Below are 14,265 nucleotides of genomic sequence, written 5' to 3'. Positions count from 1 at the left end.
CCGCTACGAGCGCAATGCCGAGCACTTCCTGGCCTTCACCAGCATCGCCTGCACCCTCATCTGCTACCGCAGACTCACCAAATGAGATGACCTCTAAGGCCACACGACCTCGCCGTCTCGGACCACCAAGGGATCGAACTGGTCCGACTCGTAGAACCTGGTCCAGCCCAGGCGGACCGTTCCGGTGGAAGCGCGGTGCCGGTCATCCGCTTTCGTGGCCAGCCAGCTGAGCAGTTCACCCGTGCGGTCGAATTCGTCGGGATGGATCTCCTGCCGAACCGTCAGGACCCATGTGTGGCCGTCTTCGGCGCGTTGCAGTACCGAGACGAGCGCTCCGTCGATCTTCCATGCCTCAGCGTGCCGGCTCAACAGAGGCACCGGGTCGTCCACCATGACGGGTTCGCCGTGATCGTTCTCCTCCACGACCGGGAACGCGGGCACGATGCGGAGACTCTCCGGCTTGGGGCCCAGCCCAAGATGCCACTGAAGCTCGGCGAGCTCCTCGTCCGAGAGAGCCCCGCGCAGGTTCAGAGCGATGGAGAGTTCGTAGATGTCTGCCATAGCGGCAAGCTATCGCCCCGGTACGACAATTCCGCTGCGCGGGGAGCAGCCACGACAACCCGGACCCAACTTGCCCGACCGCATAAAGGAGTTCTGCTAGAAGCCGTGCAGGCTGCGACGAACAGGCTCCCTGAACAGAAGCAGACCATCACATAAGTCTCCCTGATGAACGGGCAGTCCCGGAGGAGCACGCGATGGCCCTGTCCCAGCCCGACGCCTCGGTCGTCCTCAGCAGGAACCGTCGGCCGTTACGCATACCCATTGCCGCAGCTGCTGCGGGGCGACATGCCGGCCACCTGGCTGGCCTCGACGTTCTGCGGCCTGGCCGAGACCGCGTGGGAGCTGACCCTCGAAGGTCACTGGGCGCACGTCAGGGCCCTGATTTCAGCAACGCGATCCTGCTGCACGGCGCGTCTGCCTGATCCTTGCTCGGCATGGCCTGGTTCCAGGCCGTGACCGAGTGGGCCGTGAGCTCGGCAGTGCGCCGGTCCGCGCATGCTCGCCGCGACCCGCCGGGCTGCCGTGGTGGCGATCGCACCGTCGAGCTCGCGCCGCAAGCTGCCCCGGGTTCTTATGAGGTGCTGATGCAAGGGGAGGCGTGTGTGGGGCGGGACATGGTCCTCAGCGACCGGTACGAGCTGGTCGAGAAGCTCGGGCAGGGTGGCATGGGAACGGTCCACCGAGGGGTGGACCGGCAGTTGCGCCGCACCGTCGCGGTCAAGCTGCTCTCCTCGGAGTTGGCCCACGATCCGCAGTCGCGAGCCCGCTTCCGGCGGGAGGCGCACGCGGCCGCCGCGCTGAACCATCCAGCGGTGGCCACCATCCACGACGTCGGCGAGGAGCCGCACCCGGACGGCCCGCGGCCCTACCTGGTCATGGAGTACGTGCAAGGCGCCACCCTCGCCGAGGCCCTGCGCGGCGGCCCGCTTCCCGTCGCCGACGCCGTCAACACGGCCTGCGCGGTGCTGGACGCACTGCGCCACAGCCACGAACGCGGCATCGTGCACAGGGACATCAAGCCCTCGAACATCATGCTCACCGGACCCGACACCGTGAAGGTCCTCGACTTCGGTATCGCCAAGGCGTTCACCGAGGCCGCCACGCGTATCACGGGCAGCGGTGCGGCCATAGGCACCCCCGCCTACCTCTCGCCCGAGCAGATCAGCGGCGCGGAGATCGACCACCGCGCCGACCTGTACGCGATGGGCTGTCTGCTGCACGAACTCCTCACCGGGCAGACCCCGTTCCGCGGCGATTCGCCGTTCGCCGTCATGCACCAGCACCTGTACGCCGAACCCGAACCGGTCACCCGGATCCGGCCGCAGATACCGCCGGCGGTGGAGTCGGTGATCCTGCGCGCGCTGCGCAAGCACCCGGCGGACCGCTTCGCCGACGCCGGACAGATGCGCGCAGCCCTCGCCGACGCCCTGACACAGGCCTCCATGCAGACAGCCCAGGCCACCCCGCCCCCGCCCCTGGGAACACCGTCCGGCGGCCGAACCGCTCCCCGGGACAAGTTCCGTATCTCACTGCGCCCTTCCAGCGACGCCGCTCTGGCCCTGCTCGGATGCCTGCTGTCGCTGCTGTGCGCACGCGGTCACCTGGTCGACACCGATCACTTCGGACGGGTCGCCATCGTGGCCGCCGCGCTGGGGATGGTGGCGCTGCCGTGGTCGGCACGCCTGTCGTGCGCGGTGGGCTGGGCTCCGGTGGCCGAGGCCGTGGCGGTCAACTCCGAACTGCGACGCGCCGACATCGGCTGGGGCCACTCGTACGTCGCCATCGCCACCCTGCTGGCGCTGACCGCCGCCTGCTGCCTCGTCGGCGCGGTACGCAGCCAGGAGCGCGGCGCCGGCTCACTGGTCGCCTTCTGGTTCACCGCCGCCGCATCGATCTGGTACTTCCTCGACGACCTGCGCAAGCTCTTCGTCTTCTACCTGCTCCTGTCACTGGTGACTCTTGCCACCCTGTCCTGGGAGACCATCGAACTCCTGCGGCGCCGGACCCGTGAGAGGCGGGCTGCGGCGGAAGGACCGTCCGCGGGTGTGACACCCCCTGGCCGCCCACTCAGGATCACGTCGACTCGAAACCCTTGACCCGGGCCACGGCTGGCCCCGCTTCACCCCCGACAACCGCCACACGATGCCGCCAGGCCCTTGCCGGGTGACGGAAACGCGTTCCAGATCAGGGGGAGCCCCAGTCAGCCCACGGGCGCTGTCCGGGCCGGCCACTTCACCGTCATGACCCGTGGGTTGCCGTTCGGCTGCAGCCTGAGGATGGGCATCGCCTTGTCGACGGGATTGCTACCGGTGTGGCTGGTCTGGTAGTTCGCGGTGAATTGGATGGGTCCGCCGGCCCCGAGTACCTTGTGGACGCCCTGGAGCACACCCAGTTCGTTCGCCACCGCGTCCGGGCGGGGCTGGCGCTGCTCGGCCAGGCGGATCGCGGTGATGGCGGTGAGCGTGGCGTCGTAGGCCATCATCGTGTTGCCGTCGCCGAGGTCGGCGGTGGATGTCGCGTGGAACAGCGGCCCGTACTGCTTGATGAACGTGTCGTAGCCGCGTGCGCCGTCCGCCTCGGCCTGCCTGGCGGAGGCGTCGTGCGCGGCGGTCCACTCGTCGGGATGGGCGACGCCCGCGTAGTCCACGGTCACATGGCCCTTCAGGTCCTGGCGCAACTGCGCGGTGTTCGGCAGGTTCGTCACGTCGTCGCCGCTGACGATCCGGATCGGCTTGTCCATGCAGGTGTTGGACAGGGCGTGCAGGAGGACGCCCAGGTCCTGCCCGCGCCCGGCGAAGAGCACCACGGCCGGCTGCTGGGTGCAGATGTCGCCGGTCATCTGGCTGATCCGGGTCTCGACCTCGGCCTCCTGCTGAGCGCGGTCCGCCTTGTCGGTGGCGTTGTCGCGGCCGGTGGTGTCGTACGGTTCCACGCCCACGATCCGGTGGCCGGGGAACGCGTCGAACTTCTTGAAGCCGCTCACCAGTGTGGCGTCGTAGGAGTCCCCGGCGTTGCCGTCCTCGACCAGGATCGCCCGGGTGTAGTCGCCCCGGACGTAGGACAGTGCGGCGGACATGTTGTCCTGGTTGCTGGGGGAGACCCGGACGAAGTTCTTGATGTTGTCGTAGGTGTCGGAGGTGATGGTGGCCCCGAACACCGGGATGTGGTGGGCGGTCAGGTCGCTCACGGCCTGCTGGGTGGTGCGCAGGCTCAGGCCCAGGCCGGTCACGGCCGCTATGTGCTGGTCGGTGGCGCGCTCGATGGCGGGCGTCGCGGTCTGCCACTGGTTGGCCTGGTAGCCGTCGTTGCCGGTGAGCAGCTGGATGTAAGGGGCGATGCCCTCGACGTTGCTGCGGTTGGCGTAGTGCTGGGCGGTGTAGGCGCCCCTGACCTGCTCGACGGCGTTCGTCATCGACAGAATGCTGCCCTTGTCCGCGGAGATCGGCAGGAGCAGTAACACGCTCACGTAGTCGTCCGGGTGCTGCGCGACCACCTGGCGGTTCTCGGCGCGGACGGCCTGCTCGACCGCGGCGAGCTGGGGTGCGTAGACGAAGGAGCCGTCGGTGAAGCCGACGCATTCGTGGTTGGCGCCCTGGTGGACGACATCGGTGGCGCCCTCGCGCATGCACGGCGAGGGGCCGCTGCTGCGCAGGGCGATGGGGACGATGACGGCGGCGGCCACCACGACCACCGCCGAGAAGACGGCGAGGATCTTGTAGGCCCTCTTCCTGCGGGGCAACTGGTTGTCCCACCACACCCGCACCTCGTGCGCGACGTTCGGCACAGTCCGCTCAGCCCTTCCACTCGTTCTCGATGCGGCGGTACTTCCCGGCCTCCGTGAACAGCACCTCGTTGTCGGGGACGTACTCCGCCAGCCGCTCGTACTCGTTGGCGATCGACTGGGCCAGCCGTCGCGCCGGGTCGAAGTAGCGGTCGTGGAACAGCCAGCGGGAGATGGCCAGTCGGGTGACGGACTGCCGGCGGTCGCCGGACTCGGCCACGCCGGCGAGCGTGGTGACGAAGGAACGTGGGTCGCCCGTCGTCCGTACCCGGTTGGGGGCCTCGGTCACCGCGCCCAGTACGGTCAGCCAGTCCTCGGTGGCCGCGGCGCGGTCAAGTTCCCGTTCCAGGTGGCCGATGACGGTGGTCATCGGTTCGCGGTGAGAGGGCTCGACCAGCGCGAGGGTGTGGTGGTGGCGCAGGGACGCGTCCTGGGGGCGTGAGTAGTGCGCCGCGTAGGCGGTGTGCGTATCGCGCCACACCTCGGGCTTACGGGCCAGCCAGCGCCGCAGCAGCAGCGCGATCAGGGGGTGCAGGCGCCCGGCAGCCCCGTCGGCCGTCTCATCCAGCCACAGGCCCGAGGTGAGGCGGAGCTGGGCGGCGTTGGCGTTGGCGGTCCAGCCCAGGAAGTGGAAGACGGCGGTGCAGGCGCCGCGGCGCAGGCCGGGAGTTGCGGCGAGGACCGCCATCGCGTCCAGGTCCGGGTTCGCCTCCGGATCGATCCGGCCGTCCGGGAGGACGGCGAGGTCCTGGGGGAGGGTACGTTTGAGCAGGTAGTCCTCGACGGTGGTGTCGGTGCCGTCGTCGGGCGGCCAGCGGGAAGGCCAGTTGTGCCGGGGCGGCAGCGGCTCGGTCAGCAGGGTGCGCGGGCCGTAGGCGGCGGGAGCGTCCCGGAGCAGGTCGGCGAGCCGGTCCACGGCCTCCGGGTGCCCGCCGGTCAGGTCATGCAGGAAGTCCGCGTCCCGGTAGTCCGAGCCGAGCACACTGCTGGAGCACATCGGGACGACGTCGTCGCTCTTGGCGAGGTCGGTGAGCCGGATCGGTATCCACCAACGCGGCGCAGTGTTCTCCCCGCGGTCGAGGGACAGTTGCCGCGCGTCATCGGACGCGACCGGCACGCCCATCCGCGCGGCGTGCACCGGGCTGTGCCGCACCGCCACGACCAGTACGGCATCGGGCTCGGCCCGCTCGCTGTGGCTCTCGCGGCGGCACTCGGTGAGCAGGTCGAGGAAGAGGTCACCCTTGACGCTGTCGGCATTGTCCAGCAGCAGTAGCGCATTGCGCAGCCGATCGTGGCGCTGGAAGGCCGCCCGCGTGTCGGCCAGCAGCGCAGCGCACAGCATCTTCCCCACGGCGCGGGCCGAGCCGTCGGTGTGCTGCTGGTGCAGCCGCCGCTGCTCCCACAGCCGGTCGTATCCGCTGCTGCCGTCGGGCGGGCCGTAATCCGCCAGCCACCGCAGCACGTCCTTGTTCCTGCGCCGGCTGACGGCGGACTGCAACGCCCCCAGCAACTCGGCCAGCGTCTCGGTGAACACCTGCTGGTCCGGCGGCAGCATGGGCGCCGCCCGGTGCGCCCAGTCCCGCAGCGCCGTACGCACGGCGGCGTCCTGCGGCCTTGCCTGTAAGTACGCTTCGAAGCCCTCGCGGCCACTCCCGTCGTCGTCGAAGCTCAGCGCCTTGAAGATCATGCTGGTCCGCGGAAAGTCGATCCTGGGGATTCCGCTGATCCTGCGGCGCCACCCTTGGACGGCCGCCAGGACGATGTCCTCGACGCTCTGTGCGTCCGCGACGTCGAGCCGGACGCTCAGGCTCTTCTCGAAGAATTCCGTCCACAGCTTGTCCAGCACGGTCGTCCCGCCGCCGCCCAGCGGCCCGGCCAGCACCACCACCGGCAGCGGTCTCCGCGGCACCCCGCCCCTGTCCAACTCATCCCGCACCAGCCCCACGACCTGCTCCCGGCCGCGTGTCACGGCCTTACGGGTCCAGCCGTGTGCTACGCCATCGGTCACCGCTCCCTGTCCCCCTACCGGCTCGCGGGCGCACCTGTCACTCAAGGGTCCTTCCCCTCGTACGCCTCCCTGGCACACCGCCGGAACCGCGATATTAGACCGGGAGGTGTGGGACCCGTCCCGGAAACACCGGATTTGGAGACTTTCGGAGGGTGGGGCGTTCCTGCAGCGCCCGGTCGGTCGGGCGGCGCAAGGAGGGGTCGGCGATGGAACCGGCGACCATGCGACCACGTACGGGCCCGAGCGCGGGCGGCCGGTGGCCGGGCATCCAGCGGGGTCGTCAACTCGGTGTGGAGAGGCGGTGGTTGATGTGGGGTCGTGATTGACGGTGGGGCAGGCAGAGCGAGGTATCCCGGGAACGGGCGCCTCGGTCGGGGGCGGTGTCGCCGAGCGGTGGAGGTAGGAACGTGGGCAGACGGGAGTCGCCGGTCCCGGACGGTCCCCTGCACGACTTCGCTCGAGGGCCGCCTGATCTGCGGGCCGCGGCCGGGGCACCCGACGCACCGGGAACCGGGCAGGCGGGCGCGGTACTCGCCGTCGGCGCTGTCGGACGCGGCGGCCGGGCGTCGGCTGCCCACCCTCGATGGGACGCCGGCTCTCGTGGCGGCCATGGGCGCGGACGTGGAGGTCTGGCGTGCGCGCTGGGAGGAACTCGATGCGCGCCTGCGGGCCACGCACCGCGAACTGGTCGCGGCCGCGGACGCACCGCAGGACGGTCCCCCCGCCGCGCAGCCGGCCCCCGGACCCACACAAGACCTTTCGTCCACGACAGACGTCGGCTCAGCGGCGGGTGCCGCCGACGCAGCCGATCCGCGCTCGGTGGTACGGCAGTTGGTGCAGGCCGGCGCATTCGCGCGGGCTTCCGAGGCGGCTGCGGTGTGGGAACAGCACGCCGTCCGCGGTTGGGGAGCGGACAGCGCCGGGGCGGCCGGCTGGGCCGAGATACGGGCGGACATCGCACCGCGGGCGGGTGACATGTGCCCACCGCCGTGTTCCCGGACGAGGGCGCGCAGGCATCGCCGGAGACCGCTTCGACGTCATCGCGCTGTCCGGCTCCCGCGTCGGCCTGGCCGTTGCCGATGTCGCGGCCGCAGCCGCGGCATCACCGCGCTCGCCCGTGCAGGGCGGCTGCCGACCGCCATCCGCACCCCGGCCGGCTGTGGGGTTTTCGGTGCCGATGTGGGGTGTGAAGGCCGTGTCGTGCAGGTCGCCGAGGACGAAGGGCGGCTCGGCGGCATGGCAGGCGCCGCGCCGGCCACTCACCTGCGGAGCCCAGGCACGATGGTGCACACCACCGCGAGCGGTGCAGTGCGCGGCAGCGTCGAGGACCACCCGGACACGACCTCGTCGGGCCTTGCCCGCGCCGCTCTCCCGGCGCGGGCAAGGTGTCCCTGCCGATTCAGCAGCCGGAGTCGGCGATGACGAAGTAACCGGGGGAGGTCTCCTCGAGTGTGTGGGTGACGGCGACGTTGTACAGGCCCATGTTCTGGTCGGAGCCGTTGGCGTAGGTGTAGCCGCCGCTCTGGTGGGCGCGTCCGGCCTGCACCTGGTTGTAGTTGTTGTCCGTGTAGCACTGAGGTGCGGAGCCGGTCGTCGTCGCCGTGACCGACGTGGACGACGCGCCGACGGCGCCGGAGGAGTCGACCGCTGCGACGGTGTAGCTGTAGGAGGTTCCTGCGGAAAGGCCGCTGTCGGTGTACGTGGTACCCGTCGCGGAACCGACCTTCGTTCCGTCGCGGTAGACGTTGTACGAGGCGGCGCCACTGACGGAGTTCCAGGACAGTTTGGCGCTGGTGTCGGTGGTGCCGGTCACCGTGAGGCCGGACGGGGCGGGCAGCGAACCGGTGCCGCCCTGCCCGCCGCTGCCGTCCAGGCCCCAGAACTTCGCGGTGTAGTAGCTGGAGCAGATGTAGCTGAGGTAGTAGGTCCCGGTGCTGCCGCACTGGTCCGCGCCGGAACCCGGGTTGACGGCGAGGCCGTGCGCCATGCCGGAGACCGAGAACAGGGCGACGGCGGGCTTGCCTGCGGAGTCGTTGTAGATGCTCTCGGTGGTGCCGCCGGTCAGGCTCTGGGTGCTGGAGGCCGTCTGGCCGATGCCCCAGACGTCGGTCCACTGGTCGCGCAGCTCGGTGCCGTTGACCGGGGCCACGGTGGTGTCGGAGGTGCCCTGCCAGAGGGCGACCCGCGGCCACGGACCCGAGTACCCGGGATCGGATGTGCGGACCTTGTCACCCCACTGCGTCGGGGTGAGGTTCTGGTTGGTGTACTGGCAACCGGAGGCGGCGCTCTGCGTGGTGGCGCACTGCGCGGGGAGGCCGGAGTCGACGGAGCCGCCGGCGAAGACGTCCGGGTAGTCGGCGAGAAGGTCCGCGGTCATGCCGCCGCCGGCGGAGAGGCCGGTGACGTAGATGCGGCTGCGGTCCGAGCCGTACCGCGCCACAGCGGTGTCGACCATCTGCATGATGGAGGCCGCCTCGCCCTTGCCCCGGGTGTCCTTGGCCGAGTCGAACCAACTGAAGCAGGACAGGCTGTTGTTGGCAGAGCTGGTCTGTGGGTAGACGACGGCGAAGCCCCACTGGTCGGCGAACTTCTGCCAGCCGGAGTGGGTGTGGTAGTCGCTTGCCGACTGGGTGCACCCGTGCAGCGCGACGACCAGCGGTGCGTCGGTGGGGAGGTTGGAGGGCGCGTATGCGTACATCGCCAGGTTGCCGGGGTTCGAGCCGAAGTTGGTGACCTGCTGGAGGGTGCCCGCGGCTTCGGCGGTCGGGGCGAGCGGGGTGACGGCGGTCAGGCCCGCGGCGAACGCGCCCAGTGCGGCGGCCAGTGCGATGCGCCGGAGGAATCTGCGCCAGGTGGGGTGAGGCATGGCTGCGGCTCCGATGTGTGTGGGGAGACAGCATGGGTGGGCGCGGCACGGCGTCCGGCGGTCCTGCCTCGCCGGCCTGTCCCGAGCCGGTCCCATGGGCCGGGCGCGACGCGGAGCCGCGCCGGCCCGCCGGTGTGCCGGCTTGCTGGAAGCGGACGGTACGACCGTCCGGCTCGTCCGTGACATGTGGAGGGCAGCCAGGAATGCGGCGGCCGACATGGCCCGCGCAACCATGGTGTCGACCGTGACGCTGTGACACGGGGCGGGCCGCGCGAGCCGGCGTACCCGCGTACCGGGTTCTTCGGGCACGCAGGGCCGAGGGGGAGGGGGTGTCGGCCGCCTGGACATGGTGATGGAACCCATCTGGTGTTCCAGAAATGTGTAGGTGACCCACGTGTCTCACCTCATGGTTCCTACCTACCGTATGCGGCCATGGACAGCGCCAAGAGCTCCCCCGAGAGCTCGCCCCAGCATCCCGGTCCCGGTCACACCACCGTGTCCGATCCGGCCCGGACCCGCTTCCTCACCGGGCACAAAGCCCTGGTCACCGGTGCGGCCGGCGGGATAGGCCGGGCCTGCGCCGAGGCCTTCGCCGCGGCCGGCGCCGAGGTCTACGTGGTCGACCGGGCCGCCGAGGCCGCCAAGGAGGTCGCCGAGGCGATCGGCGGCATCGCCGTCGTGGCCGACCTCTCCGAGGCCGACGCCGTGGACGCGTTGCCGGACGACGCCGACATCGTGGTCAACAACGCCGGCCTGCAGCACGTCGCACCCGTGCACGAGTTTCCCCCGGAACGCTTCACACTGATCCAGAGGGTGATGGTCGAGGCACCGTTCCGGATCCTGCGCCGCACCCTGCCTCACATGTACGCGCGAGGGTGGGGCAGGGTCGTCAACATCTCCTCGGTGCACGGCCTGAGGGCCAGCGCCTACAAATCGGCGTACGTCACGGCGAAGCACGCCCTGGAGGGGCTGAGCAAGGTGGTCGCCCTGGAGGGCGCCGCGCACGGCGTGACCAGCAACTGCATCAACCCCGGCTACGTCCGCACACCGCTGGTCGAGGAACAGATCGCCGACCAGGCGCTCGCCCACGGCATCCCGGCGGCGGATGTGATGGACCAGGTGTTCCTGGAACGCACCGCGATCAAGCGCCTGATCGAGCCGGCCGAGGTCGCCGAGGCGGCCCTGTGGCTGTGCACCGGTCGCAGCAGTTACATCACCGGCAGCTCCATCCCCCTGGACGGCGGCTGGACGGCCCACTGACGGGCCGGCACCCGCCCCTCGGCCGAATGCCCCGCCAGTCCTCCGCACCAACGAACTCCCCGGCCCCCCCCGTTCGTCCCCCAGCGTCGGCCGGTCCGGTGGCTTCCGCTCCACTCCCACTGCGAAACGGTGACAACCATGCCCAGCGCTCACAACGCCGTGAACGACACAGGCACCTCGACAGGACCGGGCGGCCTGCGCAAGATCGTCGCGGCCAGCCTCATCGGCACCACCATCGAGTGGTACGACTACTTCCTCTACGGTTCGGCCGCCGCCCTGGTCTTCGGCCGCGTGTTCTTCCCCGAGTCGGACCCGCTGACCGGCACCCTGCTGTCCTTCCTCACCTATGCCATCGGCTTCGCCGCCCGCCCGATCGGCGCCGTGGTCTTCGGTCACTTCGGCGACCGCCTCGGCCGCAAGAAGCTCCTGGTGATCAGCCTGCTGATGATGGGCCTGTCCACCGCCCTGATCGGCTGCGTGCCCGGCTACGACACGATCGGCGTCGCGGCACCCCTGCTGCTGACCACCCTGCGCCTGATCCAGGGCTTCGCCCTCGGCGGCGAGTGGGGCGGCGCCGTACTGCTGGTGTCCGAACACGGGGATGCGAACAGGCGCGGATTCTGGGCGTCCTGGCCGCAGGGCGGCGCACCGGCCGGCAACCTGGTCGCCGTCGGAGTGCTCTCGCTGATGACCACCGTGCTCAGCGACCACGCGTTCAACTCCTGGGGCTGGCGCGTGCCCTTCCTGCTCTCGGCCGTGCTGGTCATGATCGGTCTGTGGATCCGGCTGTCCGTCGACGAGTCCCCGCTGTTCAAGGAGGCGCTGGCCAAGGCCGAGCGGCGCAAGGCGGAGCAGCGGGCCGAGCAGCCGCCGTTCGTCGCGGTCCTCCGCCACCACTGGCGGGACATCCTGGTCGCGATGGGCGCGCGGATGGCCGAGAACATCTCGTACTACGTGATCACCGCCTTCGTCCTCACCTACTGCGTCGACCACCTCAAGATCGACAAGCAGACGTCACTGAACGCGGTGCTGATCGGCTCGGCCGTGCAGTTCTGCCTGATCCCGCTGTTCGGCGCGCTCTCCGACCGAGTCGGCCGCAAGCCGGTGTATCTGGTGGGGGCGGTCGGTGTCGGCCTGTGGTCCTGGGCGTTCTTCGCGCTGCTGGACACCACGTCGTTCCCCGCGCTCGTGCTGGCCGTCACCATCGGGCTGATCTTCCACAGCGCCATGTACGCGCCACAGGCGGCGTTCTTCTCCGAGCTCTTCGCCACCCGGATGCGCTACACCGGCGCCTCCATCGGCGCCCAGCTCTCCTCGGTGGCGGCCGGCGCCCCGGCCCCGCTGATCGCCACCGCTCTGCTCGGTTCCTACGGCAACTCCGCCCCGATCTCGGTGTACGTCAGCCTGGCCGCCCTGGTCACCGTGATTGCCGTCGTCGCCGCCCGCGAGACGCGCGGCCGGGACCTCGCCGCGATCGAGCCGGACGACTCCGCGCCACGGCCGGCCCCGGACCAGCAGACGCCCGCGTCCGCCTGACGGCCCCGCGCCACCGACCGGCCGGAGGGCCGGATCCCGCGCCCCTCACCGGCTCAGGAGGTCTGGGCCCACCTCATCGGGGAGGACCCAGCCCCCCTCAGCCGTGCACCGATTCCACCGCCCACCGACTCCGCAACGGTTGCCCGCCCATGTCGCACAAGCCCGCCTCCGCCACCCCCCATCTGCGACGGCTGCTCGAACTCCTCGCCGCGGGCGCCCCCGCCGAGGACCTCGGCGCAGTCGCCGTCGAAGCCCGTCGCAGCGGTGCCGCCGCCCGGGATCTCGCGGAACTAGAACAAGCCACCGAAGCGGCGCTGCGCGTACAGAGCACGCTCAGGCAGCACCGGCGCCGGGAGGCGGAGCTGACCGCGCTCTTCGACACCGCGGGCGACCTGGCGGCCCTGCGCGACCTCGACGCCGTGCTCCGCTCCATCGTCCGGCGGGCCCGAATGCTCCTGGGCACCGACACGGCCTACCTCACGCTGCCCGACGAGGAGGCCGGGGACACCTACATGCGGGTCACCGACGGCTCGGTGTCGGAGCTGTTCCAGAACCTGCGCCTGCAACTGGGCGAGGGCCTGGGCGGGCTGGTCGCACAGACCGCTCGCCCCTATGCCTCCCCGGACTACCGCACCGACGACCGCTTCCTGCACACCGGGAGCATCGACGCCGGAGTTCTCGACGAGGGCCTGGTCGCGATTCTCGGCGTTCCCCTGCTGCTGGGGTCGGGAAGCGGCGGCCAGGTCATCGGGGTGCTCTTCGCCGCGGACCGCGCACCCCGCACCTTCGCCCCGGACGAGGTCGCCCTGCTGTGTTCGCTGGCCGACCACGCCGCCATCGCCATCGACACCGCCAAGGCCATGGCCGACGCACAGCTCGCACTGGCCGAGCTGGCCGAGGCCAACGCCGTGATCCGGGAGCACTCCGCCGCCATGCAGCGTGCCGAGGAGTCCCATGACCGGCTCACCGACCTGGTGCTGCGCGGCGGTGACGTCCCCGACGTGGCCACCGCCGTGGCCGCTCTGCTGAAGGGGGACGTGGCGGTCCACGACAGCTCCGGACGGCCGCTCACCGCGGTCGGCGAGCACGGCGGCGCGTTCGCCAGGACCACGGAGGACACCGGCAATGCCGAAGAGGCGGCGGCGCTGGTCGAGGCAGCGAAGAGGTCACGCGCCGCCGCCCACGCGGTGTTCCGCGACGGCCGCTGGGTCTGCGCGGTGCTGGCCGGGCAGGAACTGCTGGGCTGTCTGGTCCTGTACGGGCGGCCCGATCTGGACGGCCCCGACCGGCGCCTGTTCGAGCGGAGCAGCGTCGTCACCTCCCTGCTGCTCCTGCTGAGGCGTTCGGTCGCGGAGACCGAGAACCGGGTCCGCGGCGACCTGGTCACCGATCTGCTCACCACACCCGACCGCGACCCGGCCGGCCTGGTGGCCCGCGGCCGCCGCCTCGGCATCGACCTCGACCGGCGCCACATCCTGCTCGTCGCCCGGACCGGCGAGGCGGCCCGGCAGCGGCTCGCCGACGCCGCCGTGCAGTATCTGTTCGGCTGCGGCGGCGTCAGCGCGGAACACGACAGCTCCGTCGTTCTGCTGCTCCCGTGCGACGGAACCACGCCCGGCCAGGCGGCCGGCGTCGCCGCCGGGCAACTCGGCCAACTGACCGGCGTGCCGGTCACGGTGGCCGGCGCCGGACCGGCCGCCGGGCCGCAGGCCATCGCCGACGCACACACCGAGGGCCTGCGCTGTCTGCGGGCCCTGCAGGTGCTCGGCCGCGACGGCCACGGGGCGAGCGTCGCCGAACTCGGCTTCCTGGGCGTGCTGTTGGGCGACCACCACGATGTGGACGGCTTCGTCACCGCCGCACTGGGCCCGCTGCTGGAGTACGACGCCCAGCGCGGCACCCAACTCGTCCGCACCCTGAGCGCCTACTTCGGCTGCGGCGGAAGCCTCACCCGGGCCAAGGAGGAACTGCACGTCCACGTGAACACCGTGGTACAGCGGCTGGACCGCATCCAGGCGCTGCTCGGCCCCGACTGGAACACCCCCGAACAGGCCCTGGAACTCCAACTCGCCCTGCGCCTGCATCTGCTGTCGAGCGCATGACCCCCCGGCCGGACACGCACGCCCCGCTCCGCCCATGTCGGCCAGCGTGAGCGGCCGCTCGGGAGGGGCGTCGTTCCCCGAACCGGCCCCTGCCGGCGCTCGCCGGTATCGCTCCGTGAGGCGTCGCCGGTCCCTCTCGCACGACGCGTCC

General features: G+C 71.0%; 8 protein-coding genes. 4 read left to right on the top strand and 4 right to left on the bottom strand.

The genetic code is table 11. The features are described 5' to 3' along the window. Positions 1-93 precede the first annotated feature (93 nt). Positions 94-561, bottom strand: coding sequence for a hypothetical protein (locus tag ACFYZB_RS35050; RefSeq protein ID WP_388765364.1), 468 nt, complete (start codon positions 559-561; stop codon positions 94-96). A gap of 602 nt (positions 562-1,163) precedes the next feature. Here ACFYZB_RS35050 and ACFYZB_RS35045 point away from each other — a divergent pair. Then, complete coding sequence (locus tag ACFYZB_RS35045) at positions 1,164-2,657, top strand: protein kinase (RefSeq protein ID WP_388765362.1); 1,494 nt, start codon at positions 1,164-1,166, stop codon at positions 2,655-2,657. A 104-nt stretch (positions 2,658-2,761) separates the two neighbouring features. On the opposite strand, the gene ACFYZB_RS35040 is transcribed toward ACFYZB_RS35045, so the two are convergent. From ACFYZB_RS35040 to ACFYZB_RS35030, 3 genes are all read right to left on the bottom strand, one after another. Next, positions 2,762-4,345, bottom strand: coding sequence for an ABC transporter substrate-binding protein (locus ACFYZB_RS35040; RefSeq protein ID WP_388765360.1), 1,584 nt, complete (start codon positions 4,343-4,345; stop codon positions 2,762-2,764). Positions 4,346-4,352: 7 nt separating this feature from the next. Continuing rightward, positions 4,353-6,350 carry an ATP-binding protein gene (locus tag ACFYZB_RS35035; RefSeq protein WP_388765358.1) on the bottom strand — a complete coding sequence of 666 codons (1,998 nt, stop codon included), beginning with the start codon at positions 6,348-6,350 and terminating at the stop codon, positions 4,353-4,355. Between the two features lie 1,399 nt (positions 6,351-7,749). Continuing rightward, positions 7,750-9,216 (bottom strand): PHB depolymerase family esterase, encoded by a 1,467-nt coding sequence (locus ACFYZB_RS35030; RefSeq protein ID WP_388765355.1) that lies wholly within the window; start codon positions 9,214-9,216, stop codon positions 7,750-7,752. Positions 9,217-9,648: 432 nt separating this feature from the next. On the opposite strand from ACFYZB_RS35030, the gene ACFYZB_RS35025 reads away from it, so the two are divergent. From ACFYZB_RS35025 to ACFYZB_RS35015, 3 genes are all read left to right on the top strand, one after another. Continuing rightward, positions 9,649-10,476, top strand: a complete 828-nt coding sequence (locus ACFYZB_RS35025; RefSeq protein WP_388765352.1) for a 3-hydroxybutyrate dehydrogenase — start codon at positions 9,649-9,651, stop codon at positions 10,474-10,476. A gap of 138 nt (positions 10,477-10,614) precedes the next feature. After that, positions 10,615-12,012 (top strand): MFS transporter, encoded by a 1,398-nt coding sequence (locus ACFYZB_RS35020; protein WP_388765350.1) that lies wholly within the window; start codon positions 10,615-10,617, stop codon positions 12,010-12,012. 149 nt (positions 12,013-12,161) lie between these two features. Continuing rightward, positions 12,162-14,114: a helix-turn-helix domain-containing protein gene (locus ACFYZB_RS35015; protein WP_388765348.1), complete on the top strand. Its 1,953-nt coding sequence runs from the start codon at positions 12,162-12,164 to the stop codon at positions 14,112-14,114. Positions 14,115-14,265: the final 151 nt, after the last annotated feature.

Source organism: Streptomyces sp. NPDC001852 (assembly GCF_042891825.1).
Lineage (GTDB): Bacteria > Actinomycetota > Actinomycetes > Streptomycetales > Streptomycetaceae > Streptomyces.
The sequence above is the reverse complement of the archived record's forward strand: the minus strand, read 5'-3'. Positions and strand labels throughout refer to the sequence as shown.